This is a genomic window from Ponticoccus sp. (in: a-proteobacteria), assembly GCF_048381735.1.
Genome location: NZ_JBLXGL010000001.1, coordinates 791452 through 814245 on the forward strand (window position 1 = coordinate 791452; position 22794 = coordinate 814245).

Genomic DNA, 22794 nt, shown 5'->3' on the forward strand with positions numbered 1-22794 from the left:
GTGAGGCGGTCGGGTCAAGCGACATCAGTTGATTTCCGGCTCCGGCACCGGGGCGCCGAATTCGGTCCGCAGGAAGTCGAAGTCGCAGCCCTTGTCCGCCTGCTCGACATGCTTCGAGTACATGTAGCCGTAGCCCCGTTCGAAGCGCGGGTCCGGCGGGGTCCATGTTTCGCGGCGCGCGGCAAGCTCTGCCTCGGTCAGGCGGACATTCAGCACGCGGTTGGGCACGTCGATCTCGATGATGTCGCCGGTCTGGATCAGCGCCAGCGGACCGCCGACGAAGGCCTCGGGCGCGACATGCAGGATGCAGGCCCCGTAAGAGGTGCCGGACATGCGCGCATCCGACAGGCGCAGCATGTCGCGGTAGCCCTGTTTCAGCAGCGCCTTGGGCATCGGGATCATGCCCCATTCCGGCATCCCCGGCCCGCCCTGCGGCCCGGCGTTGCGCAGCACCATCACGCTGTCGGGCGTCATGGGGTAATCCTCGTCGTTGATGATCTCTTTCAACTGCGCATAGCTGTCGGCGACGATGGCGGGGCCCGCGTGCTTCTGGAACCTGGCGTCCATGGCGGCGGGCTTGATCACCGCGCCGTCGGGGGCAAGGTTGCCCTTCAGAACCGCCAGCGACCCTTCGTGGTAGACCGGGTTCGACAGCGGCCGGATCACGTCGTCGTTGTAGTTCTGCGCGCCCTCGATGTCCTCGCCAAGGCTGCGCCCGGTCACGGTGGTCACCGAAAGATCCAGCTTGTCGCCCAGTTCCTTCATCAGCGCGGGCAGGCCACCGGCGTAGAAGAAATCCTCCATCAGGTAGTCCTTGCCCGAGGGCCGCAGGTTCGCCAGCACCGGCGTCCTGTGGCCGATCTCGTCGAGGTGTTCCAGCGTCAGGGGAATACCCGCGCGCCGCGCCATGGCGATCAGGTGGATGATGGCGTTGGTCGAACAGCCCGTGGCCATGGCAACGGTGACGGCGTTGCGGGTGGACTCCCACGTCATGATCCTGTCGGGGGTCAGATCCTCCCAGACCATGTCGACGATGCGCCGCCCGCAGGCCGCCGACATGCGCTTGTGGCCTGCGTCGGGCGCCGGGATCGACGAGGCGCCGGGCAGGGTCAGGCCCCAGCCCTCGGCGATCGACATCATGGTCGAGGCGGTGCCCATGGTCATGCAGGTGCCGTAGCTGCGCGCGATGCCGCCCTGCACGCCGTCCCACTGCTCCTTGCCGATGGTGCCGGCGCGGCGTTCGTCCCAGTATTTCCAGACGTCGGTGCCGGAGCCCAGCTTTTCACCCGCGTAATTGCCGCGCAGCATTGCGCCCGCGGGCAGGAAGATGAAGGGCAGCCCCATGCTGACCGCGCCCATGACCAGCGCGGGCGTGGACTTGTCGCAGCCGCCCAGCAGCACGACCCCGTCGATGGGATGGCTGCGCAGCGTCTCTTCGACCTCGAGCGCACCCATGTTGCGGTAGAGCATCGAGGTCGGTTTCAGGAACTGCTCACTGAAGGAATGCACCGGCATCTCGACCGGCATGCCCCCGGCCTGGTAAACGCCCTTCTTCACGAACTCGGCGCGGTCGCGCAGGTGGTGGTGGCAGGGCGACAGGTCGGACCAGGTATTGATCACGGCGATCACCGGCTTGCCTTCCCAGTCGGCGCCGTCGAGGCCCATCTGCATGGCGCGGGACCGGTGGCCCATGGAGCGCAGGTCGTCCGGCGCGAACCAGCGGGCCGAGCGGAGGTCTTCGGGGCGTTTGCGGCTGTCTGTCATGGCGGCGGGTCCTGTGGGTCGGTCTTGTGGAAAGCCTGAACCGGGGCGCGCCGGGGCCCGTACGGGCCGCGCGCCGCCGGGTCGTGGTCACGAGATTGGCGAGGCGAAGGTAAACATCACCCAGATGATGACGGCAACCATGGCGAAACCCAGCAGCCAGGGCCAGACGCCGTATCCGTCGATGTCTTGTCTAGAGTCGCGTCCGATCATGTCGGTCTCCTTGGTCGGGTGGGGGTGGCCGCCGCGCGGGACGCGGCGGCGGTCCGTGTCAGTTCAGCAGTTCGGGCAGGAAAAGCGCGATCTGCGGGAAGATCATCACCAGCACCAGACCGATGATCTGAAGCGCGATGAAGGGCAGGACAGAGATGAAGATCTCCTGCAGGGTCACATCCTTGGGCGCCACCGACTTCAGCCAGAAGCAGGCCGGGCCGAAGGGCGGAGACAGGAAGTAGATCTGGATGTTCATGACGAAGAGGATGCCGAACCAGATCTTGGCTTGATCCTCGGTCAATCCCAGTTCCGGGGCCAGCGTCATGACCACCGGCGCAAAGACCGGCACGGTGATCAGGACGATGGCGATCCACTCCATGAAGGTGCCGAGGATCATCAGGATCAGCATCATCACCAGCACCGTCCCCATGGCCGAAAGGCCCAGGTCCAGGAAGAGCGAGCGCATGAAGTCGCCGCCGCCCACAAGGTTGAAGATGCCGACGAAGCTGACCGCGCCCAGCACCAGCCAGATGATCGTGCCCACGGTGGTCATGGTGCCCAGCATCGCCGCCGACAGCACCTCCCACTTGAACTGGTTGCGCACGGCGGCGACGAAGAGCGCGCCGACGCAGCCCACGGCGGCGGCTTCGGTCACGGAGGCGACCCCGCCGTAGATCGAGCCCATGACCGCACCGATCAGGATGATGCAGAGCACCACGGCGATCAGCCGGTCCTTGGTCAGCTTGCTGTCCCGCCCGGTCATCTGCGCCACCTCTGCGGCGGTGGGGGCCAGCTTGGGGTTCAGGTTCACCCGGATCACCACGTAGCCCGCGTAGAAGACCGCCAGCATGATGCCGGGAATGGCGCCCGCCATGAACAGATCGCCGATGCCGACCTCGGCGCTCAAGCCGTAGACGATCATGATGATCGAGGGCGGGATCAGCGTGGCCAGGGCGCCCGCGGCGCAGATCAGTCCGATGGACAGCTTGCGGTCGTAACCCAGCCGGAACAGCTGGGGCAGGGCGACGAGGCCCAGCATGACGATCTCGCCGCCCATGACGCCGGACATGGCGGCGAGGATGACGGCGACAACCGTCGTCTGGATCGCCACGCCGCCGCGCAGGTTCCCCGCAAAGACCGACATCGCGTCGAAAAGATCCTCGGCGATGCCCGCCCGTTCGAGGATCGAGGCCATCAGCACGAAGAAGGGCACGGCCACGAGGCTGTAATGCTCCAGCAGGCCCACGGCGTTCGAGGACACAAGGAACAGCCCGCGCGGCCCGAAGAAGGCCACCGCCATGATGACAGAGACGATCAGCGTGACGATGCCCAGAGGCATGCCGGTCATCATCAGCGCGATCAGCAGCACCACCATGATCAGCGAGACGGTGCCCAGCCCCATCTCGCGCATGTTCAGCGCCTTCGACGGATCCATGGCCTTGCCGATATCGCTGATGAAGCCCGAGAAGGCCTGTGCGGGCGCGAACCCGAAGACCTCGGACAGGAAGGCCGAGACGAAGTAGAGCACGAAATAGGCCGCGACCAGCTTCACGACCAGTTTCGCAGGCCCGCTGGTGACATGCCGGTGCAGGTTCACCATCAGCTGCGCGAGATACATGAAGGCGCCGATGACCATCAGCGACTTCATCATCATCGGCAGCGGAGAGTTGAAGGCAGAGCCGGATTTCTCGACCCGCTCGACACTGATATAGGCGCGGATCGGCGCGTCGGTCAGCAGCATGTACAGCGCGATGACCCCGACAACCATGGCAAAGAGATCCAGCCACCAGCGGGTGCGCGGGGTGGTGATGCCGTGGATGACGGTGATCGCGATATGGCGTTGCTTCAGCGTGACATAGCCCGCCGACAGCATCCAGGCCGCGGCGACGGTGACCATGACCGTCTCGAAGGCCCAGAAGGTCGGCGCGTTCAGCGCGTAGCGCGAGAAGACCTCGATCAGCGTGGCGATGGCCGCGACGATGTAGAAGACGGATATGGCGATGCCGGTGATATGGCTGAAATGGTCGACGGGGGTGTAGTCGCCCATGGCGATCTGCACCTCGTCGTGATCGGGATTCTGCGCCCCGATCTCGATCTCGGTCTCGTCCAGTTTGCTCTGATACTCGGTGGCCATGCCTGTCCCCCTGATGGCTCGTGCGCCCGGTCGTGCGCCAAGGCAGCCCGGCGGCGCGGGGCGCGTCCGGGTTCGAAGTACCCCGGGCCAGGGTCGGCCCGGGGGCGGTCAGGTGGCCCTAGAGGAGGCCCGCTTCCTTCATGAAGGCGATATGCGCGTCATAGACCTCTTTCGCGAGGTCGGACTGCGAGGCGAAGTCGGACCATGCCTGTTCGGCAATGGCGCGCAGCGCGTCGCGCTCTTCCTGCGGCCAGTCGATGACCTCGATCTCTCCGGCGGCCTTGTCGCGGGCGACAAGCTGGCGGTCGAGGCGGTCGAAGTGCTGGCGCAGCCCGTTGTAGGCGGCCAGATACCATGTTTCGAGCGCGATCTGGTTGGCCTCGCCGATCTCTTCCCATGCCGCGTCGGACAGGGTGAATTGCAGGATCGGGGTCGAGTGGATGCCCGGGAAGATCGGGTATTTGGCGACCTTGTGCATGCCATTGGCGTCGTTGTTGGCATAGGCCGAGTTGTCGGCGGCGTCGATCACGCCCTTTTCCAGCGCGCCGTAGGTTTCCGAGCCGGACATCGACACGGGCGCCGCGCCCGCGCGCTTGAAGACGTCGGCAGCCAGGCCCTCGGGCGAGCGGATCTTGAGGCCTTCGAGGTCGGCGACACCGCGCACGGGCACCTTGGACACGAAGGCCTCGCGCGCATAGGCGCCGCAGCCGACGACATGGACGCCCTCGAAGTGCTCGTCGTACAGCTTTTGCAGGATCTCCTTGCCGCCGCCCTGCGCGCAGAAGGCCTGGATCTGGTCGGCGCTGTCATAGCCCGCGATCAGGTCGCCCATCAGCGCGAAGGCCGGGTCGATGCCGGCGAAATAGTTGATCGAGGTCAGGTCGCCGTCGAGGATGCCCACGGCGATGGCCTCGGCGGTTTCGCGGCGCGGCACGACGGCATCGATGGGCAGCAGTTCGACCGTGATGGCGCCGTTGGTCATGGCCTCGAGCTTGGGCACCCACTCTTCGTTCAGATAGGCGAGCGAGGCGTGGCTGGCGTTCGAAGAGGTCTGGATCTTCAGCACGCGGTCCGCTGCATCCGCCTGCGAGCCGGTGATTCCGGCCACGAGAGCCAGGGCAGACGCGGCTGCCATCATCTTGAAAGTCATTAAGTTTCCTCCCTTGAAATGTCCCGATGGGCAGGGGCGTCATCCTCCAAGACGCGACCCTGCGATAACTAATATATTAGTTGAATAATCCGATCAATCCTGTTCTCCTTGCGTTAACCATTTGCCTGTGTTCTCAGCGGTCGAACGCCATGATCCAACGCCATTCCTCTCAGGGCCTGCTGGCCGACCGGGCCTCTCGTTCGGCCCCCGAGGCCGTCTACGAGGATCTGCGCGCGCGCATCCTGCACTTCGACCTTGCGCCGGACCGGGTGCTGAGCCGGGCCGACCTGGCGGCGGAATACGGCGTCAGCCTGACCCCGATCCGCGAGGCGCTTCAGGCGCTGGAGCAGGACGGGCTGGTGCGCATCCGCCCGCAATCCGGCACCGTGGTCACGCGCATCGACCAGTCAGAGCTGGAGCAGGCGCATTTCCTGCGCGTCGCGGCGGAAACCGAGGTGGTCCGCCGCCTGGCCGAAGACCCGGACCCGGCCCTGTTGCGCCGCGCGCGAAGCCTGTTGTCCCTGCAAGAGGTCCTGGTGGGCGACATCGAACAGATGGACATGTTCTCGGAACTCGACCGCAGCTTTCACCGCACGCTCTTCGAGGCGGCGGGGGTCGAGAAGATCTACCACATGGTTGCCCGGCACATGGGCCACCTGATGCGCTGCCAGCGGCTGGAGCTGCCCGAGGGCGGCAAGATGCAAAGCATCGTCGCCGCGCACCGGGCCGTGGTCGAGGCCATCGCCGCGGGGGATTGCGACGCCGCCACGGCAGCCATGCGCAGCCATCTGGCGGGAACCATCACCCGGCTCGAACACCTGCGCGACGCTTTCCCGGCCTGCTTCACGGAGACCGGCGAGGCCTGATCCGGCGCCGCGCCATGGCCCGCGAACGGGCGGCGATGCGGCGCTCGGCGTGCCCCTATCCGCAGCAAATCGAATCGAATGATTCGCGACTTGTTTACCTTTGCGGGCGGCCGTCCAGGCCAATTCCCGTCATGCGTGTTCATTGGTGCCGCGCGCGGAACAAATTGCCCGGATATGCGGCGGGATCGGGGCGGACCGAAGGGCGATTGACCGCCCCAGGGGATTGTTGCGGCAACCATGACAGTGGCGACCGGGTGTTCGGCAATGCTGGCCGCGCCACAGGCGGAAACCGGGAAAGGCAAAGCGTTTACAGGTTTCTAGTGTTTCTCCGCCCGGGACAATGAAGCCGGATCGATCCGCAAGCCGGGCTGGTTTTCGTTCGGCTCGCGTGGAAAAGCGGCGCTTGGCAACCTGGTTCTCGGAATTTCCCCCTTCCCAGTTGATCCATTCGCCGTATTAATAGGCACAAGCCCGACTGGGGGGTGAAGACTGCTGGCCACGGGGGCGGCCGCTGAACAGCTCGCATCGCGAAAGGATGCGAAGTGAAGCGAGGGCGATGTAACGCCCGTTGCCGCGACGGCGATCTACGTCCACGCAAGAAAAAACGTGGGCCGGGGAACGTGATCACTTCGCAATTCATCAGCCAAGGCGGGCGCGTGACGAAACGGGCTATGCGCGGGCATTGTTGCCGCGCCTGGCGGAACGGGCATACCCCGTTTTGAGGAGTAAAAGGGTCGTAAGATGGCTGATTTGACTTTGAATTGGGGCGCGTTGGGGCCTTTTGGCACGCAGGTCACGGACACCGGGGGCATTTCTGCCACCGTCGATACCGGGGGCGTTGCCGTAGATATCACATACAACGAACTGGCTCCGGGTACGCAGGCCTTCACCTTCAGCGCGGACGGTTACGTTGCCGCCGGTGAGGGCATCAACCCGAACTCGCACCTCAAGCTGTTCGGTGACAATACGCTGGGGGCAAGCGACACCTCGACGGTCAGCTTCGACTTCCGGTCGACCAGCACCGGTCTTTATACCGACAGCGTGCAGGATCTGACCTTCCGGCTGAACGACGTCGACGCCGGTGCCGATGGGGACCGGTCCGCTGGCGGCACCGGGTTCCAGGATATCGTCACGGTCACGGCCTATGACGCGAAGGGCAACGAAGTGCCCGTGACCCTGACACCGGCCAGTGCCGTATCGGTCGCCGGGGATACGGCCATCGGCACCATCGAGGGCGATTACGACGCGGACACCGGCTCTGTGCTGGTGTCGATCCCGGGCCCTGTGACCCGTATCGAGATCGCCTATGCCAATGGCGATGCCTCGGCGCAGGCCCTGCTTGTGTCCGACGTGCTCTTTTCCACCGTCGACGTTGACGATGTGAACAAGCCGCCGATCGCCGTCAACGACTCGGTGTCCATCGATATGGATACCGCCGCGACGCTTTATGTGCTGGGCAACGACGTCGATCCGAATGGCGATGTGCTGACCATCACCGGCAACACCGACCCGGCCAATGGCAGTGCCGTTCAGAATGCGGATGGTTCTTTCACCTACACGCCGAACGCCGGTTTCACCGGGGTCGACGTGTTTACCTATACCATCACCGACGGCGAGTTCAGCTCGACCGCCGAGGTGCGCATCGTGGTGGGCATGGCGGATGACGAGCTGCCTCCGGTCGCCGTCGACGATACGGCCTCCACCGTCGAGGGTACGCCCGTTTCGCTGGATCCGATCGCGAACGACACGGACCCGGAAGGCGAACCGCTGAGCCTGGACAGCGTTGGCCCGGCAACCAACGGCACTGTCACCATCAATGCGGACGGCACCGTGACCTACACGCCGAACGCCGGCTTCACCGGCACCGACAGCTTCACCTATGAAGTCGTCGATCCGACCGGCCTTGGCGATACCGGCACCGTGACCGTGACCGTCGGCACGGAACCGCCGCCGCCGCCGCCCTCGAACGACCCGCCGGTCGCCGTCGATGACGAGCTGACCACCGACCCCGACACGGCCGTCACGCTGGATCCGGCTGCCAATGATACCGATCCGAACGGCGACGACCTGACCACCTCTTCGGTCGGGACGCCCTCTGAAGGCACCGCGACCCTGAACCCCGACGGCACCGTGACCTACACGCCGCCGCCCGGCTTCACCGGCACCGTGACGATTCCCTATACCGTCACCGACGGCTCTCTGACCGACGAGGGTCTGATCACCATCGAGGTCGAGGAAATCGTGCCTTGCTTCACCCCCGGCACCCTGATCGCCACGCCCCGCGGCGAGCGTCTGGTCGAGGATCTGGAGGTCGGCGACCGCGTGATCACCCGCGACAACGGCATCCAGGAAATCAAGTGGGTGGGCCGCAAGGACCTGACGGGCTTCGATCTGGCCCGCAAGCCGCAGTTCAAGCCGATCCTGATCCAGCAGGGCGCGCTGGGGAACAACCTGCCCGAGCATGACATGCTGGTTTCTCCGAACCACCGCGTGCTGGTGGCCAACGACAAGACGACGCTCTATTTCGAAGAGCGCGAAGTCCTTGTGGCCGCCAAGCACCTGACCGGTCTGGACGGGGTCGACGAGGTTGAGGCCAACGGCGTGTCCTACATCCACGTGATGTTCGACCAGCACGAGGTCATCCTGTCGAACGGCGCCTGGACCGAAAGCTTCCAGCCCGGCGACTACAGCCTCAAGGGCATCGGAAACGCGCAGCGCGAAGAGATCCTCGAACTCTTCCCCGAGTTGGAGCATGCCGAGGGTCTGAAGGCCTACGGCTCTGCCCGCCGCTCGCTGAAAAAGCACGAGGCCGCGCTTCTGACGAAGTAACCGGCGCGCCGGAACGGAATATGCAGCCCGTTCCGGCGACGCGGTCGACCCTTCGCGCGCAGGAACGGAACACAGGGAAACGGGGCGGCGATGGTCGCCCCGTTTCAATTTTAGGGACTCGGCGGTGGCCCGTTAATCGAAGCGCAAAACAGTTGGCGCATGGTGGCAATGGATACCGTGAGGTGGGTCATGTCCGATAAGAAAGCTGTTGAGAAAGCTGTCTGCCTGATCGTCGACGATATCGCGTTCGACCGCCGCATGATGCGCCGCGTCGTCGGGAAAAGCTGCCCCGGGCTGCCGATGATCGTTGCCCACAACCTGGGCGAGGCGCGCAGGCGGCTGCGCGAAAGAACCGTGTCTATCCTGTTCCTCGACAATTCCCTGCCGGACGGGCGAGGCGTGGACTTCGTGTCGGAACTGGCGGAAGACCGGGATTTGCGCCGGGTGCCGGTCATTATCGTTTCGGACTTCCCGTCACCCTTCATGTACGCCAAGGCCCAGGCCGCCAATGTCAGAGAGGTCTGGTCCAAGCGTGAGTTCGTGGCGCCAGCGGTTCAACGGGCTGTACGCGCTCATGCATTGCATTAGGTTTTTACGGCAAGATTTTGATTTAACGCATTATTGTGCGCAGATACGCGCCGCCTGCCATTCCTCCCAGGCCTCCGGCGTGTCGAGGTCGGTCAGCGCCTTGGCCCCGGGCAGCGCCACCCGTCGCACCCGGTGTTCGTTGGTCTTCAGGACGTCCCGCGCGCCCTGATCTCCGGTCAACTGTTGCAGGGCCATGAAGCAATCGGCCGGAAACAGGACCGGGTGACCCGGCCTGCCGTCTTCGGATGTCGCCTGCTGAAGCATCGGCTGAGGGGTGGCGCGGAAGCCGGTGATCAGCAGGGATATGTCCTGGGTGTCCAGATCCGGCATATCGGCGGGCAGGATGATCGCGGCGACGATGCCCCGCGGCAGCATGCCGATACCGCGCCGGATAGACGAGGACATGCCCTGATCGCTGTCCGGTACAGCCACAAGCTGAACGGGAAGCCCGGCCAGCACCTTGGCTCGGGGGTGGTCGTAATCGGGCAGGGTGACGCAGACATGCGCTCCGGCTGCGATTGCGCGCTGTGCCTGACGGCGCAGAAGGGGTGTGCCCTCCACCAGTTCGGTCAGCTTGTCGCGTCCGCGCATCCGCGAACTTGCGCCAGCGGCGGGAAGAAGAATGGCTATGTCCTGCATGCGCGCACCCTAGCATAAAGTTGCGCGAAGTGTGGTCGCTCTTTGTGACAAGGCAAGTATATTTTGTGTCTGCGCAAGAAAATGCCGCATCATGCTGCGGTGCAACATTCGCAAAGCGCGATGTCAGTGCGGCATGCCAGGCTCGGCGGGACCGAAGCGCGGCGCGGCGGGGATGGGGTCTTCGGGGATCGCTTTCGGCGGCTGGCGGCTCCGCAGGACAAGGCCGCCCGCAGGGTGGGTATACCCGCCAGAGATGCAGACCCTCTGTCCGGTGCCGCCGAACCCGGTCTGGCTGACAGCGCCACGGTGAGTCCGGGTGCCATCGGGCGCAAGGGCGCGGATCTTGGAACTTACCCCCGGATCGCCCGCCATCTATGGAATTTTTATTCATAAATTCAGATTGTTGAGGTGTTGTCTTCATGTGACGTAACGGGCCCCTGGTGCAGCCGCATCGCATGGTCGGAACGCGCGGTGGCGGTCCTGCTGCCGTTCGGGTTTTGATCGCCGCCCGCCGCCCGCCGCCCGACCCGGTGGAACCGGAGGAGAGCCCGGGCCCTTCGCCCGACAAGAGGTTCGACCGGCCAGGTTTTTCCCGGCGGTACTGGCTGCAACAGCCGCCACCGATCGCGCAGAGGCAGACGGGGGGCCGTGTCCAGTCTCCTGTTCCCTCACCGGAGTTTCCGGGCCAGAGTTGGGCAGGAACCGCCTGTCCGCGACAGGGGGTGTCACGAACGAAGGGGCCCCATGTGCTGAACAGCCTTCTCAAGCGGTTGCGCCAATTGTCGCGCCGGATCTATGTGCGCGTCACGCTCTTTGCCGTCCTCGCGGTGGTGGCGGTGCTGCTGTCGAAACTGATCGCGCCGCTGATCCCCTTCGACCTCAAGGGGCGGGTGGGCGCCGAGGCGGTGGATACGATCCTGAACATCCTCGCGACCTCGATGCTGACGGTCACGACCTTCTCGCTGACCATCATGCTGAACGCGCTGATCTCGGCGGCCAATCTCTGGACGCCGCGCAGCCACCTGATCCTGCGCGAGGACACGGTCACGCAAAGCGTGCTGGCGAACTTCCTCGGCGCCTACCTGTTCTCGCTGATCGGCATCATCATGCGCCACGCCGGGCTCTTCGACGAGCGCGAGATCGTGGTGCTGTTCTTCATGTCTCTGCTGGTCGTCGGGATGGTGGTCGTCTCGCTGATCCGCTGGATCGTCCACCTGGAAGGGCTTGGCAGCCTGACCTTCACCGCCGCGCAGATCGAGACAGAGGTGGCGCGCGCCGTCACCCGCGCCGCCGATCTGCCCTGTCACGGCGCCCATGCGCTGGACGATGCGCAGGCGCAGATCCCGCAAAGCGCATGGCCGTTGCGCGCCGACCGCTGCGGTTATCTTCAGCAGATCTTTCAGGCGGCGCTTCAGGATGCCGCAGAGGCCGCCGATTTCCGCGTCTACGTGGTGACGGAGGTCGGGCAGTACCTGCTGCATGGAGAGCCGCTGGTCTATGTCGACTGTGCCGAGACCCTCTCCGAGGAGGCCGAGCAGCGGTTGCGCAAGTGTCTGCCCCTGAGCGAACTGCGCTCTTTCGAGGAAGACCCGGCATTCGGCGCCCGGGTTCTGGCAGAGGTCGCGGTCAAGGCGCTGTCGCCGGGGATCAACGACCCCGGCACGGCCATCGATATCCTCAACCGGATGGCCCGGGTCCTGTCGTCGGCGGGGGTCGGCGCCATGGAGGAACCGCAGTACCCGCGCATCTGGGCCCGCAGGCTGGACCCCGAAACGCTGTTCGAGGCGGGCTTCGACCCCATTGCCCGCTGCGCGGGCGAGGACCTGGACGTGCACCGCACCCTTCAGGTGGCCCTGCGGCAGGTGTGCTTTGCCGCCCGCGATCCGCGCGTGGCCGAGGCCGCCCGCGCCTGCGCGGGAAGGGCGCTGGACCGGGCGGCGCTGGACATCCGCTACCCGCCGGACCTTGAAAAGGTGCGGGCCGCGTCCGAGCCCGGGCGCCCGTAAACGCTCTTTTCACGGCGCGTTGCGACACAAATGGTTAACGAAAGGTTAACGTGTTCCGAACCATGGGAGGATTCGGGATGTGGTGGATCGTTTTATGTCTGGTCATGCTTGCGGGGGCGGCCCGGGCCGAGGGGGTGACGGCACCAGAGCCGCCGGTCGATCCGGCCAGTTTCGAGTTCCGGATGCAGAACCTGATGAACGGTCCCGCCTTGTCCCAGGGGTGCTGCAAGACCTGCCGCAAGGGCAAGGCCTGCGGCAATTCCTGTATCTCGACCAGCAAGTCCTGCCGTGTCGGCCCGGGCTGCGCCTGCAACGGCTAGGGAGTGGCGGCGCGGTTTGCGACAGGCTCTCTGGCCGACCGCCAAGCCCGGCGGCGGATGGGCGCCGGTGCGGGCCGCCACTCGCGGCCTCGCTTGATTTCCGGTTCCAAGCGGTTACCGTGCCCGCCTTGGGATGATTGAGGGGTGCCGTGTGACCGGCCTGTCCGAAACGGAAACGGCGCGTCTGACCGCGCTGCACGACTACGAGATCCTCGACAGCGCGCCGGAGCCGGAGTTCGATGAGGTGGTCAACCTCGTCGCGCAGCTTCTCGACACGCCGGTCGCCCTGATCAGCCTCGTCGACGGGGACCGGCAATGGTTCAAGGCGCGCGTCGGCATGGACAGCCCGCAGACCCCTCTGGGCCAGTCGATCTGCGCCCATGCGATCCAGGCCGACAGCCTGTTCGAGATCCCCGACACGCTGGACGATGCGCGGACCGCGGGCAACCCGCTGTGCTGCGGAGAGCTGTCGGACATGCGCTTCTACGCCGGGGCGGTGCTGAAGTCCGCCTCGGGGCACCGGCTGGGCACGCTCTGCGTGCTGGATATCCGGCCGCGCCGCCTGACAGAGCTTCAGCGCCGCACCCTGCAGGTCATGGCCGATCAGGTCATGCGCCAGCTGGATCTGCGCCGGGCGCTGCGGAACGAAGAGATCCTGCGCGACGAGATCGACCACCGGGTGAAGAACTCTCTGCAGACCGTGTCGTCTCTGGTGCGGCTCTACCGCGCCCGCGCCCGCGAGGCGGAAACCAAAGAGATGCTGGACGCGGTGGCCCGGCGGGTGACGGCGGTGGCGGAACTGCACTCGGCGCTCTACCAGTCAGAGCTGCGCTCCGAGATCCCCGCCGACACCTATCTTGGCCGGGTCGTGGCGCTGTTGCGCAGCCAGGCGCCCGAAGCGGTCACGCTGGCCGAGGATCTGGCGCCGGTGCGGATCGCGCCCGACGTGGCCTCGGCGCTTGCGGTGGTGATCAGCGAATTCGCCGCCAATTCCTTCAAGCATGCCTTCGCGGGCGTTCAGGCAGGCCGGTTGACGATCCGCCTGGACGAGGGGCCGCAGGGGCTGGAGCTGTTCTGCGAAGACAATGGCAGGGGCGCGGGGGTCGCGGAGGCAGAGGAGGGCGCCGGGATCGGCAAGCGGCTCATGCATGCCGCGGCAGAGCAGGTCGGCGGAAAGCTGACGCTTGCGGCGGCGGACACGGGTTACCGGCTGCATCTGGTGGTGCCGCCGCCCGCACTGCGGGAGGGCGTCGCGGCCTGACGTGACGGGCCGTGCCGGGGACGCGTCGCCCCGGCACGGCACCCGCGCTCAGGCAGAGCCGCCGTCGGGGTCCAGCGGGCGGATCTTCAGCCGGGTGATGCGGTTGTTCTCGCGCGTCAGCACCTCGAAGCGGAAGCCGTGGAAGTTGAAGACCTGTCCGACCGCCGGGATCATCTGGCTTTCGAAGATCACCAGCCCGGCAACGGTATTGGCCTCGTCGTCCGGCAGCGTCCAGTCGGTCGCCCGGTTGAAGTCGCGGATCGTCATGGCGCCGTCGATCACGTAGTTGCCGTCTTCGGCCTTGCGGATCGGGTGCTCGGCATCCGGGTCGAATTCGTCGGTGATCTCGCCCACGATCTCTTCGAGGATGTCCTCCAGCGTGATCAGCCCCTTCAGCGACCCGTATTCGTCCACCACCAGCGCGAAATGCGTGCGGCGCCGCAGGAACTGGCGCATCTGCTCGTCCAGAGAGGTCGTGTCGGGCACGAAATAGGGCTTCATGGCGACATCGGTCACCTTGAAGTCCTGAATGACACCGGCCATCGGGCGCTCTTCGTCCACCAGGCGGTACATGGCGCGCAGCAGGTCCCGGGAATGCAGCACGCCGATGATGTTCTCGGGGTCGCCCTGGTAGACCGGCAGGCGGGTGTGGCTGCTTTCGAGGCATTGCCCCAGGATCTCCTGCGGGCGCGCGTCGGCATCGATCATCTCGATCTTCGAGCGGTGCAGCATGACCTCTTCCACCGTCCGGTCGCCAAGGTCCAGCGCGCCAAGGATGCGGTCGCGGTCCTCCTTCTGGACGACACCTTCCGAGTGGCCAAGCTGCAGCGCCCCGGCGATTTCCTCGCGGACGGCCAGGATGTGGCTGTCGGGATCGGCGCGCACCCCGAAGACGCGCAGCACGCCGCGCACCAGCAACCGCACCGCAGAAACCACGGGGGCGAAGAGCCGCACCACCACGGCGATCGGCGCCGCCACGCGCGCGGCGGCGGTTTCGGGATTGGTGATCGCATAGGTCTTCGGCAGCACCTCGGCGAAGATCAGCACGAGGAAGGTCATGAACAGCGTCGCCAGCGCCACGCCGCTTTCGCCGAAAAGCCGGGTGAACAGGGCCGTCGCCAGCGAGGTGGCGAGGATGTTCACCATATTGTTGCCCAGAAGGACCGACCCGATCAGCCGCTCGTTGTCCTCGGTGATCTTCAGGGCCTTCTCGGCGCCGCCCGACCCCTTGTCAGAGGCCGCCCGCAGCTTCCCGCGCGAGGCGGCGGTCAGCGCCGTCTCGGACCCCGAGAAGAAGGCCGAAAGCATGATCAGCGCCAGGATCGCCCCGGAGGTGAACCAGAAGGATGAATCGAGAAGGCTGCCAGCCGTTTCCATGGATCAGGTCTTTTCCCTATAGATGCGGTGCGGCCGGTCTCTGTCCGGCCCCCTCGCAGGGTTATGGGCCTCCGCCCGGGGCGGTTCAAGCCCGGCGGGTCAAACTTCCCGCCGGACCGCGGCCCGCCAGCCCGGCGCGGGCCCTTGCTTCTTTGGTCTTCCAAATACCCTCGGGGGAGGCCCGCAGGGCCGGGGGCAGAGCCCCCTGCGAGGTGGCCATGATGTCCCGGCTCCGCCAGCGCCGATCAGCCTTCGCCAGGGCCGCCCGCGCGCCGCGCAGCGGCGCGCGGGCGGCTCGCGCAGCGAGGCGAAACCGCTCTCAGCCGTCGCGGGCCAGGGGGTGGTGATCCAGCACCAGCGCCCGCAAACGCGCTTCCAGGACATGGGTGTAGATCTCGGTCGTCGCCACATCCGCATGGCCCAGCAGGGTCTGGATCGCCCGCAGGTCGGCGCCATTGGCCAGCAGATGGGTGGCGAAGGCATGGCGCAGCGTATGCGGCGTGACCTTGGCGGGGCTGACCCCGGCCGCCACCGCGAAGTCCTTGATCGCCATGTAGAAGGCATGGCGCGTCAGGTGCCCGGCCTTGCCGCGCGAGGGGAACAGGAAGGGCGACAGCGGTTTGCCCGCCGCCTGCTTCGCCTCTTCGCCGGCCTCGCGCTGGACCAGCCAGTCGGCCAGCGCCGCGCGGGCCGGCGGCGACAGCGGCACCATGCGCTCCTTGCCGCCCTTGCCGCGGATCAGCAGCATGCGCGGATCGCCCCGGGCCGAGGAGACCGGCAGCGACACCAGTTCCGTGACCCGCATGCCGGTGGCGTAAAGCAGCTGCATCAGGCAGGCGTTGCGGCTGCGGTCGACCGCTGTCCGGCCATGTGCCGCGCCCGCGTCGAGCAGGCGGTCCACCTCCTCGACCGACAGGGTCTTGGGCAGGCGCCTGTCGCGGCCCGGCCCGGCGATCTGCACCGCCGGGTTGTCCCCGCGCAGGCCCTCTTCGAAGGCGAAGCGGTACAGCTGCTTGATCGCCGACAGCCGCCGCGCCCGCGTGGCCCGCGACAGCCCCTGGCGGTCGCAATGCACCAGGTAGGCCTCGACGTCGTCCTGCATCGCCGTGGCAAAGTCGCGGCCCTGATCGCCCAGCCAGTCGGCGGCATGGGTCAGGTCGCGCTCGTAGGCGGCCAGCGTATTGCCCGCCGCGCCGCGCTCGGCTGCCATGGCTTCGAGAAAGCGGGGGATCCACTGGGCGGTGCTCATCGCCGCGCCCGTTCCGCGTCAAGCAGCACCAGTTCCAGCGCGGCGCGGCGGGCCGTGTCTTCCAGCCCCACCGCGCGCAGGGTGGCAAGCGCATCGGTCAGGTCGCCGCCGTTGCCCGCCGCGCCGCTGGCAAACAGCGCCATGGCGCGCAGGATCACCTCGCCCAAGCGGCCCTGCGCCAGTTGCTCTGTCAGCACCGGCGGCGGCGCGGCCTCGCCGAAGCCCTCGGCGATCGCCTCGGCATGGGGCAGGTCCGGCAGAGGCGCGGCGGGTGCATCGCCACGGGCAATGGCGCTCAGGAAGGCGATCTCGGGGCTGTTGCCGGTCAGGCCCGACGCAAGCTCTTCGTAGGCGGGCGAGAGGAAGGCGGCCCGCGCCGCCAGCCGTGCCGCCGCCGGGTCGAGCCCCTCGACCGTCGCCAGCGGCGCGGCGAAGAGCTGCGAGAAGGGCACCAGCAGCCCGGCGCTGGCCATCTGCGGCCAGACTTGCCGCAGGGTCAGGCCGACGGTATCCGGCGCCCCGCGCTCCAATGCCCGCTCGAAGGCCTGCAGGGCCTCGACCCGGTCCCACAGGCCTCCCGAGGCGGCGGGTTCGCGCAGCGAGTAGATGCCCAGCAGGCGGTTCGGCGGCAGGCTGCCCGCCCGCGCCAGCCGTTCCGCCGCCTGGATCTGGTCGCGCCAGCCGTTGTCGCCCGACAGGTCCAGCACCGCGAAGGGCAGGGGCAGCGGGGCGGTGGGCAGCGGCTCCCCCAGCGCCTCGAACAGCCGGAATTCCAGCGGCGAGGGCCGCACCGGCGGCAAGAGCTCGCCCTCTGCCAGTTCGGGATCAAGGAACCGGGTCAGCAGCTCGACCTGCCGCCCGCGCAATTCGCCAAGCGTCTCGCCGGTGCGCAACAGCAGGGCGGCGCGGGTCCAGTCGCCGCCCCGGGCGGTGCAGAAGATGCGCAGGGACATGTCGTCGCTGAGCATCGGGTTGCGTTCCAGCGTCTGGCAGACCGGTTCCGACCGGCCCAGCAGCAGCCCCAGGTCGGCCCAGTGGCGGAACAGCCGGGGATCGTCCACGCCGGTCAGGTCCAGCAGGGCGCGGGCCTCTTCGACGGCGCCGCTGTCCACCAGCCAGCCCAGCCGCCCGGTCAGATGCGCAAGGTCGGCGTCGCCCGCGGGCGGGTCCGCCTCGGCCAGCATCAGCGTGCGCATCTGTTCCCGCAGCACCGGCACCGAAAGGTCCAGCGCGGCGATCAGCGTCGACAGGACCGCCGGGTCCGAGGACCGCCACAGGCTGCCGGGCAGCCCCGTCACCGAGGGCGGCAAGAGCCCTGCGGCGCCGGGGTTCGGCGCGTCCAGCGGGGCGGTCTCGACCGACGGGGGCGTGGCGCTGTCGGCCACAGGCGCATCCTGCGCCAGAGCGGGCCCCGCCGTCAGCAGGGCCAGCAGGATCGCACGGGTCTCAGTTCTCATCCAGCTCCACCGGGACGCGGATCTCGGATTGCGGCGGGCTGAAGTCGGCGCCGAAGAACGGCCCGACATAGGCATAGGCCACCAGGGCAATCGCGCCCAGCACCAGAAGATAAAACAGCCATTTGATCAGTCGGCCCATGCCATTGGTCCTTGCCTCATGTTATTTTTTGAACTTGTACCTAGCCTTTTTGTCCCGTTCACGTCATTCACGCAACGAAGAAACGGATGGGCAAGGGATGGCCGAAGGGGCGGTTCACAAGGGTTTGATCCTGCACAAGACTGTGGTCTTCGTGGGAATGATGGGCGCGGGCAAGACTGCCGTGGGCCGGACCCTTGCCGCCCGGCTGGGTGTGGTCTTCCGCGATTCGGATCACGAGATCGAAGAAGCCGCCAACATGACCATCGCCGAGATCTTCGAACGCGATGGCGAGGCCTTCTTTCGCCGCAAGGAAAGCCAGGTGATCGGCCGTCTGCTGGAAGGCAGGCCGGGGGTGCTGTCGACCGGCGGCGGGGCGTTCATGACCGAAGGCAACCGCCGGATGATCACCGAACTGGGGGTCTCGGTCTGGCTCAACGCCGATCTGCCGGTGCTCTGGGACCGGGTCCGGCACAAGGACACGCGCCCGCTGCTGAAGACGCCGGATCCGCTGGGCACCCTGACCCGGCTTTATGAACAACGGGTGCCGATCTATGCGCAGGCGGATCTGACCGTGCGCTCGGACCCGGGAATGACGCTCGACGCCATGGCGCGCCGGGTGACAGAGGCGCTGCTGGCAGAGCGGCCCGACGTGCTGGAGAGACGCGAATGATCGAAGTAGTCCCCGTCCCGCTGCCGGGGCGCGCATACGAGGTGCGCATCGGCGCGGGTCTGATCGAGGATGCGGGCGCGCAGATTGCGCCGCTCTTGCGCCGCCCGCGCGTGGCCGTGGTCAGCGACGAGACCGTGGCGGCGCATTGGCTGCCGGTCCTGCAACAGGCCCTGAAGGCCCAGGGCATCGAGAGCACCGCCCTGACCCTGCCCGCCGGAGAGGCGACCAAGGGCTGGCCGCAGTTCACCCGCACGGTGGAATGGCTGCTGGAGCAGAAGATCGAGCGCCGCGACGTGGTGATCGCCCTTGGCGGTGGCGTCATCGGTGACCTCGTGGGCTTTGCCGCCGCCGTCCTGCGGCGGGGCGTGCGCTTCGTGCAGGTGCCGACCTCGCTGCTGGCGCAGGTCGACAGTTCCGTGGGCGGCAAGACCGGGATCAACGCGCCGCAGGGCAAGAACCTGATCGGCGCCTTCCACCAGCCCAGCCTCGTTTTGGCCGACATCGGCGTGCTGGACACGCTGACGCCGCGCGATTTCCGCGCCGGCATGGGCGAGGTGGTGAAATACGGCATGCTCGGGGATTCCGAATTCTTTCAATGGCTTGAGGCGCATGGCTCATCCGTTGTGGCAGGGGACCGGGCGGCCCGGAGCCATGCGGTCCGCCGCTCTGTCGAGATGAAGGCAGAGATCGTCCTGCGCGACGAAACCGAACAGGGCGACCGCGCGCTGCTGAACCTTGGCCATACCTTCTGTCACGCGCTGGAGGCGGCGACCGGCTATTCCGACCGGCTGCTGCATGGCGAGGGCGTGGCCATCGGCTGCGCGCTGGCCTTCGCCCTGTCGGCGCGGCTGGGCCTCTGTCCGCAAGAGGATCCAAGCCGCGTGCGCGCGCTGATCCGCGACCTGGGGATGCGCTGCGACCTTTCGGATATCCCCGGAGACCTGCCGGGGGCCGAGGCGCTGCTGGATCTCATGGGGCAGGACAAGAAGGTGGTGGACGGGCAGCTGCGCTTCATCCTCGCCCGGGGGATCGGCGACAGCTTCGTCACCTCGGACGTGCCGCGCGGCACCGTTCTGGAGCTGCTGCGCGAAGAGCTGGATCGCCGCTAAGCCGTTGGGGGAGTTATGAAAGACCTGCGCATCCTCGTGACCGGCGGGACCATCGACAAGGTGCATGACCCGCGCACCGAGGGCCTGTCCTTTTCGCCCGACGGCGCCACGCATCTGCCCGAGATGCTGCGCATCGCGCGCTGTCATTTCCCGGTGGTGCAGCTGCTGATGCTGAAGGACAGCCTGTATTTCGACGATGCCGACCGCGCTTCCATTGCCAAGGCCGTCGGGGACGCGCCCGAGCCTTGCGTCGTCATCACCCATGGCACCGGCACCATGGGCGAGACCGCGCGCTTTCTCGCCCCCTTGGTCGGTGACAAGACCGTGGTGCTGACCGGCGCGATGCGGCCCTTCTCGCTTTATGCCTCGGATGGCGAGTTCAATCTGGGCGGCGCGGTCGTGGCGGCGCAGATGCTGGCGCCGGGCGTCTGGGGCGTGATGAACGGGCGGGTCTTCGCAGCCGACGTGCTGAACAAGAACGTCGAGCAGGGGCGCTTCGACGCCTGAGCTGCGGCGCTGTCACGGGCAGGGTGCGGCGCGCGCGAAGGACGAAGGCCAGGGAGGCGGCAGCCCCCTGAACGCAAAGACCCCGACCGATGGGCCGGGGTCTTGTTCGTTCTGAAGGCGAAAGCCCTAGAACGGGATTTCGTCGTCGATATCGCGCGAAGGCGCGCGCGAGGGGCCAGAGCCGCCGCCCGAGGAGGACCCGCCGCCGTAGCCGCCGTCATCGTAACCGCCGCGGTCGTCGTAGCCGCCACCGCCACCACCGCCGTAGCTGCCACCGCCGCCACCGCCACCGCCGCCGCCGTCACGACCGTCGAGCATCTGCAGCGAGCCGCCGAAGCCCTGGATCACGACCTCGGTCGAATAGCGGTCCTGACCGCTCTGGTCCTGCCATTTGCGGGTCTGAAGCTGGCCCTCGATATAGACCTTCGAGCCCTTGCGCAGATACTGTTCGCAGACCCGCACCAGCCCTTCCTGGAAGATCGCGACAGAGTGCCACTCTGTGCGTTCCTTGCGCTCTCCGGTGTTGCGGTCCTTCCATGTTTCCGAGGTGGCGATCCGCAGGTTGCAGACCTTGCCGCCGTTCTGGAAGGTGCGCACCTCGGGGTCGCGCCCGAGGTTGCCGATGAGGATCACCTTGTTCACCGATCCGGCCATGTCGTTCCCTTTCGAATCTTGTTTTCGGCGTCGTTTCGCCGACCGTATACCAGCCGTGGCCCTGGCTGAAAGGGGCAGGGCATCGGTGCTGGTCCTATGGGCGAAAACTGGGTAAGGTCGCGCCCGGACAGTGATTGAATGATTACGGGACGGGATGCCATGGGGCTGGCGGCTTTGAAAGTCGGAGCGGTCGTAGGGGCCGCGCTGCTGACCACGGGTGCGGCAGCGGATGTGCTTTCGACCAAGAACCGGGCCATGCTGTTCGGCAACCAGACACGGGTTCTGGATAGCCGGGCCGCGCAGCAATACAACAACTCTGTAAGGCTGAAGCCGCCGACCGTCGTGACGCCGACGAAATGGGGCACGGTAACGCCCGAGGACGGGACGGTGCCGCGCTATCGCGGGCGTTACAATGGCCCCTATGCGGATCTGGCCCGCGTCGCGGCGCGGCGCAACGGCATCCCCGAGGACCTTTTCCTGCGGCTGGTCATGCAGGAATCGCGTTTCAACCCGAAGGCCCTGTCCCACAAGGGCGCGATCGGGCTGGCGCAGCTGATGCCGGGCACCGCGAAAGTGCTGGGCGTCGATCCGCACGACCCCGAGCAGAACCTCGAGGGCGGGGCGCGCTACCTGAAGGCGCAATACGTGAAGTTCGGCTCGTGGCGGCTGGCGTTGGCGGCCTATAACGCCGGGCCGGGTGCGGTGATCAAGCACGGCGGAGTGCCGCCCTACCGCGAGACCAAGAACTACGTGAAGGTCATCTGGGGCAGCTGACCGGCTGCGCGGCGGGCTTGGCCCGTGCCGCGCGCCTTTGCTCCCGGGCCGCCCGGCGTTTGCCAGCGCTCCGGCAAGGCGCGGTTCCAGAGCATCCCGCAAGCGTGGCCCGGCAGGGGGCTCGATGACGTGACAGCGGACAGAACCACACAGGTCTGCCCGTTTTCTCAGAAACGCTGCCGCTGACCGAGCGAGTGCCCCGAAACGACTTTTCGCTGCGGCGGTCGCGAGGGGTATCGGCGCGGGACGAAACTGCCGTTCCTTCATGTCTACTTGCACCACCGAAAATCGAAGCGTAGCTTTCCCTGATGCAAAGAGAAATCGCTCACCCAGACATAAGAACGCCGATAACTGAGTGGTGGAATGGTCACTATGATCATGTATTCATCGCACTCTATCCATTTTTCCGAGTTCGATCCGAGATACGTGATTCTTTGTTAAATGTTTCTTATGACGCGGTGCTTCGCTATGAAGATAGGCCGGATGATTTCGATGAAAGAGTTAAGCGTTTTGGAGAGCCGGTCACATGGAATAGTATTCATTACTCTGTGGCGCCAAGCGTACCAAAGATGAGTTTCTATCGCGCCGTGTGGCTTTTGAGTTGTCTTGGGTTTACCAAGCGAGCCGACACTACACTGCAGAAGCAGATCGAAGCTTATTGCGATGCAAACAACATTTACCTGCCGGAAGATGATTGCCTTCCGGCGATCTTACATCCGCTTCTGAATGGCTTTCTTCAGCCGTACAATGGCGAAAAGATTCTTATGTATGATGAGTTCAGGCAGTATTCTTCGGAACTCGATTTAGATTCTTTGGGGCCAAACGCTCCTGTGAGCAAGCTGCCCGAGGGCGCAACCGGAGATGGGGTTTGGGCGATTCATCTCCCAGAATCAGGTGTTCTTGTTACCTCAGCTTTTGATGGTGCCGAGGCTTTGGTCGCAATGACCAAAGATGCATATGCGCTTTCAGACCCTCATAAGTTTTTCGAAGTCGAGGAGGTTGGCGATGACACATATTGTGATTGGCTCAATCCTAAGGATTTCTTCGAGCGTAGGGTGTAGCGTGCTAGTAGGTTAGGGGCTCTTTGCGGT

General features: G+C 66.2%; 21 protein-coding genes. 11 read left to right on the top strand and 10 right to left on the bottom strand.

What is annotated here, in order from left to right; all coding sequences use genetic code 11:
* Window positions 1-24: 24 nt before the first annotated feature.
* The 4 genes from araD to ACN5KJ_RS03815 form a co-directional block, all read right to left on the bottom strand.
* The gene (araD, locus tag ACN5KJ_RS03800) at window positions 25-1764 is read right to left on the bottom strand and encodes an L-arabinonate dehydratase (RefSeq protein ID WP_418592123.1); all 1740 of its coding nucleotides are present in this window, start codon (window positions 1762-1764) and stop codon (window positions 25-27) included.
* An 87-nt stretch (window positions 1765-1851) separates the two neighbouring features.
* Window positions 1852-1974 carry a dihydroxy-acid dehydratase gene (locus ACN5KJ_RS03805; RefSeq protein ID WP_347167567.1) on the bottom strand — a complete coding sequence of 41 codons (123 nt, stop codon included), beginning with the start codon at window positions 1972-1974 and terminating at the stop codon, window positions 1852-1854.
* 58 nt (window positions 1975-2032) lie between these two features.
* Complete coding sequence (locus ACN5KJ_RS03810; protein ID WP_418592124.1) at window positions 2033-4108, bottom strand: TRAP transporter large permease subunit; 2076 nt, start codon at window positions 4106-4108, stop codon at window positions 2033-2035.
* A gap of 118 nt (window positions 4109-4226) precedes the next feature.
* Window positions 4227-5258 (bottom strand): TRAP transporter substrate-binding protein, encoded by a 1032-nt coding sequence (locus ACN5KJ_RS03815; protein ID WP_418592125.1) that lies wholly within the window; start codon window positions 5256-5258, stop codon window positions 4227-4229.
* Window positions 5259-5407: 149 nt separating this feature from the next.
* On the opposite strand from ACN5KJ_RS03815, the gene ACN5KJ_RS03820 reads away from it, so the two are divergent.
* The 3 genes from ACN5KJ_RS03820 to ACN5KJ_RS03830 all read left to right on the top strand — a co-directional run bounded on the left by ACN5KJ_RS03820 (window position 5408) and on the right by ACN5KJ_RS03830 (window position 9541).
* On the top strand, window positions 5408-6124 hold the full coding sequence (locus ACN5KJ_RS03820; RefSeq protein ID WP_347167569.1) for a GntR family transcriptional regulator: 717 nt from the start codon (window positions 5408-5410) through the stop codon (window positions 6122-6124).
* A 741-nt stretch (window positions 6125-6865) separates the two neighbouring features.
* On the top strand, window positions 6866-8953 hold the full coding sequence (locus ACN5KJ_RS03825) for an Ig-like domain-containing protein (protein ID WP_418592126.1): 2088 nt from the start codon (window positions 6866-6868) through the stop codon (window positions 8951-8953).
* Window positions 8954-9142: 189 nt separating this feature from the next.
* Window positions 9143-9541 carry a response regulator gene (locus ACN5KJ_RS03830; protein WP_418592127.1) on the top strand — a complete coding sequence of 133 codons (399 nt, stop codon included), beginning with the start codon at window positions 9143-9145 and terminating at the stop codon, window positions 9539-9541.
* A 30-nt stretch (window positions 9542-9571) separates the two neighbouring features.
* On the opposite strand, the gene ACN5KJ_RS03835 is transcribed toward ACN5KJ_RS03830, so the two are convergent.
* Window positions 9572-10180 (bottom strand): nucleotidyltransferase family protein, encoded by a 609-nt coding sequence (locus ACN5KJ_RS03835; RefSeq protein ID WP_347167572.1) that lies wholly within the window; start codon window positions 10178-10180, stop codon window positions 9572-9574.
* A 746-nt stretch (window positions 10181-10926) separates the two neighbouring features.
* Between ACN5KJ_RS03835 and ACN5KJ_RS03840 the strand changes: the two genes are divergently transcribed.
* The 3 genes from ACN5KJ_RS03840 to ACN5KJ_RS03850 all read left to right on the top strand — a co-directional run bounded on the left by ACN5KJ_RS03840 (window position 10927) and on the right by ACN5KJ_RS03850 (window position 13767).
* Window positions 10927-12186 carry a DUF2254 domain-containing protein gene (locus ACN5KJ_RS03840; protein WP_418592128.1) on the top strand — a complete coding sequence of 420 codons (1260 nt, stop codon included), beginning with the start codon at window positions 10927-10929 and terminating at the stop codon, window positions 12184-12186.
* A gap of 77 nt (window positions 12187-12263) precedes the next feature.
* Window positions 12264-12506, top strand: coding sequence for a hypothetical protein (locus ACN5KJ_RS03845; protein WP_418592129.1), 243 nt, complete (start codon window positions 12264-12266; stop codon window positions 12504-12506).
* A 151-nt stretch (window positions 12507-12657) separates the two neighbouring features.
* Window positions 12658-13767, top strand: a complete 1110-nt coding sequence (locus ACN5KJ_RS03850) for a histidine kinase dimerization/phosphoacceptor domain -containing protein (protein ID WP_418592130.1) — start codon at window positions 12658-12660, stop codon at window positions 13765-13767.
* A 48-nt stretch (window positions 13768-13815) separates the two neighbouring features.
* Here ACN5KJ_RS03850 and ACN5KJ_RS03855 read toward each other — a convergent pair whose 3' ends face one another.
* The 4 genes from ACN5KJ_RS03855 to ACN5KJ_RS03870 form a co-directional block, all read right to left on the bottom strand.
* Entirely contained in the window at window positions 13816-15144 is a 1329-nt protein-coding gene (locus tag ACN5KJ_RS03855; RefSeq protein WP_347167576.1) for an HlyC/CorC family transporter, read from the bottom strand.
* A 319-nt stretch (window positions 15145-15463) separates the two neighbouring features.
* On the bottom strand, window positions 15464-16393 hold the full coding sequence (locus ACN5KJ_RS03860) for a site-specific tyrosine recombinase XerD (protein ID WP_418592131.1): 930 nt from the start codon (window positions 16391-16393) through the stop codon (window positions 15464-15466).
* Window positions 16390-17850 carry a hypothetical protein gene (locus ACN5KJ_RS03865; RefSeq protein WP_347167578.1) on the bottom strand — a complete coding sequence of 487 codons (1461 nt, stop codon included), beginning with the start codon at window positions 17848-17850 and terminating at the stop codon, window positions 16390-16392. The genes ACN5KJ_RS03860 and ACN5KJ_RS03865 overlap by 4 nt, the downstream gene beginning before the upstream one ends.
* Complete coding sequence (locus ACN5KJ_RS03870) at window positions 17840-17989, bottom strand: hypothetical protein (protein ID WP_023850535.1); 150 nt, start codon at window positions 17987-17989, stop codon at window positions 17840-17842. The genes ACN5KJ_RS03865 and ACN5KJ_RS03870 overlap by 11 nt, the downstream gene beginning before the upstream one ends.
* Window positions 17990-18086: 97 nt before the next feature.
* On the opposite strand from ACN5KJ_RS03870, the gene ACN5KJ_RS03875 reads away from it, so the two are divergent.
* From ACN5KJ_RS03875 to ACN5KJ_RS03885, 3 genes are read left to right on the top strand one after another with little or no spacing between them, the layout of a single operon-like run.
* Complete coding sequence (locus tag ACN5KJ_RS03875) at window positions 18087-18659, top strand: shikimate kinase (protein WP_418592132.1); 573 nt, start codon at window positions 18087-18089, stop codon at window positions 18657-18659.
* Complete coding sequence (gene aroB / locus ACN5KJ_RS03880; RefSeq protein WP_418592133.1) at window positions 18656-19768, top strand: 3-dehydroquinate synthase; 1113 nt, start codon at window positions 18656-18658, stop codon at window positions 19766-19768. The genes ACN5KJ_RS03875 and aroB overlap by 4 nt, the downstream gene beginning before the upstream one ends.
* A gap of 15 nt (window positions 19769-19783) precedes the next feature.
* A complete protein-coding gene (locus ACN5KJ_RS03885; RefSeq protein WP_418592134.1) occupies window positions 19784-20275 on the top strand; it encodes an asparaginase domain-containing protein in 492 nt (163 codons plus the stop codon).
* 126 nt (window positions 20276-20401) lie between these two features.
* Here the strand turns inward: ACN5KJ_RS03885 and ssb are convergent, their stop codons facing one another.
* Window positions 20402-20929: a single-stranded DNA-binding protein gene (gene ssb / locus ACN5KJ_RS03890; RefSeq protein WP_206565895.1), complete on the bottom strand. Its 528-nt coding sequence runs from the start codon at window positions 20927-20929 to the stop codon at window positions 20402-20404.
* A 138-nt stretch (window positions 20930-21067) separates the two neighbouring features.
* Between ssb and ACN5KJ_RS03895 the strand changes: the two genes are divergently transcribed.
* Window positions 21068-21703, top strand: coding sequence for a lytic transglycosylase domain-containing protein (locus ACN5KJ_RS03895; protein ID WP_418592135.1), 636 nt, complete (start codon window positions 21068-21070; stop codon window positions 21701-21703).
* Window positions 21704-22011: 308 nt separating this feature from the next.
* Entirely contained in the window at window positions 22012-22764 is a 753-nt protein-coding gene (locus tag ACN5KJ_RS03900) for a hypothetical protein (RefSeq protein WP_418592136.1), read from the top strand.
* Window positions 22765-22794 lie beyond the last annotated feature (30 nt).

Excerpts from the sequence above, each read along its gene's own strand:
- ssb (WP_206565895.1), bottom strand. The coding sequence starts at position 20,929 with ATGGCCGGATCGGTGAACAAGGTGATCCTCATCGGCAACCTCGGGCGC.
- ACN5KJ_RS03855 (WP_347167576.1), bottom strand. The coding sequence starts at position 15,144 with ATGGAAACGGCTGGCAGCCTTCTCGATTCATCCTTCTGGTTCACCTCC.
- ACN5KJ_RS03845 (WP_418592129.1), top strand. The coding sequence starts at position 12,264 with ATGTGGTGGATCGTTTTATGTCTGGTCATGCTTGCGGGGGCGGCCCGG.
- araD (WP_418592123.1), bottom strand. The coding sequence starts at position 1,764 with ATGACAGACAGCCGCAAACGCCCCGAAGACCTCCGCTCGGCCCGCTGG.
- ACN5KJ_RS03900 (WP_418592136.1), top strand. The coding sequence starts at position 22,012 with ATGCAAAGAGAAATCGCTCACCCAGACATAAGAACGCCGATAACTGAG.
- ACN5KJ_RS03885 (WP_418592134.1), top strand. The coding sequence starts at position 19,784 with ATGAAAGACCTGCGCATCCTCGTGACCGGCGGGACCATCGACAAGGTG.
- ACN5KJ_RS03875 (WP_418592132.1), top strand. The coding sequence starts at position 18,087 with ATGGCCGAAGGGGCGGTTCACAAGGGTTTGATCCTGCACAAGACTGTG.
- ACN5KJ_RS03825 (WP_418592126.1), top strand. The coding sequence starts at position 6,866 with ATGGCTGATTTGACTTTGAATTGGGGCGCGTTGGGGCCTTTTGGCACG.
- aroB (WP_418592133.1), top strand. The coding sequence starts at position 18,656 with ATGATCGAAGTAGTCCCCGTCCCGCTGCCGGGGCGCGCATACGAGGTG.
- ACN5KJ_RS03870 (WP_023850535.1), bottom strand. The coding sequence starts at position 17,989 with ATGGGCCGACTGATCAAATGGCTGTTTTATCTTCTGGTGCTGGGCGCG.
- ACN5KJ_RS03820 (WP_347167569.1), top strand. The coding sequence starts at position 5,408 with ATGATCCAACGCCATTCCTCTCAGGGCCTGCTGGCCGACCGGGCCTCT.
- ACN5KJ_RS03860 (WP_418592131.1), bottom strand. The coding sequence starts at position 16,393 with ATGAGCACCGCCCAGTGGATCCCCCGCTTTCTCGAAGCCATGGCAGCC.
- ACN5KJ_RS03835 (WP_347167572.1), bottom strand. The coding sequence starts at position 10,180 with ATGCAGGACATAGCCATTCTTCTTCCCGCCGCTGGCGCAAGTTCGCGG.
- ACN5KJ_RS03815 (WP_418592125.1), bottom strand. The coding sequence starts at position 5,258 with ATGACTTTCAAGATGATGGCAGCCGCGTCTGCCCTGGCTCTCGTGGCC.
- ACN5KJ_RS03805 (WP_347167567.1), bottom strand. The coding sequence starts at position 1,974 with ATGATCGGACGCGACTCTAGACAAGACATCGACGGATACGGCGTCTGG.
- ACN5KJ_RS03865 (WP_347167578.1), bottom strand. The coding sequence starts at position 17,850 with ATGAGAACTGAGACCCGTGCGATCCTGCTGGCCCTGCTGACGGCGGGG.
- ACN5KJ_RS03895 (WP_418592135.1), top strand. The coding sequence starts at position 21,068 with ATGATTACGGGACGGGATGCCATGGGGCTGGCGGCTTTGAAAGTCGGA.
- ACN5KJ_RS03830 (WP_418592127.1), top strand. The coding sequence starts at position 9,143 with ATGTCCGATAAGAAAGCTGTTGAGAAAGCTGTCTGCCTGATCGTCGAC.
- ACN5KJ_RS03810 (WP_418592124.1), bottom strand. The coding sequence starts at position 4,108 with ATGGCCACCGAGTATCAGAGCAAACTGGACGAGACCGAGATCGAGATC.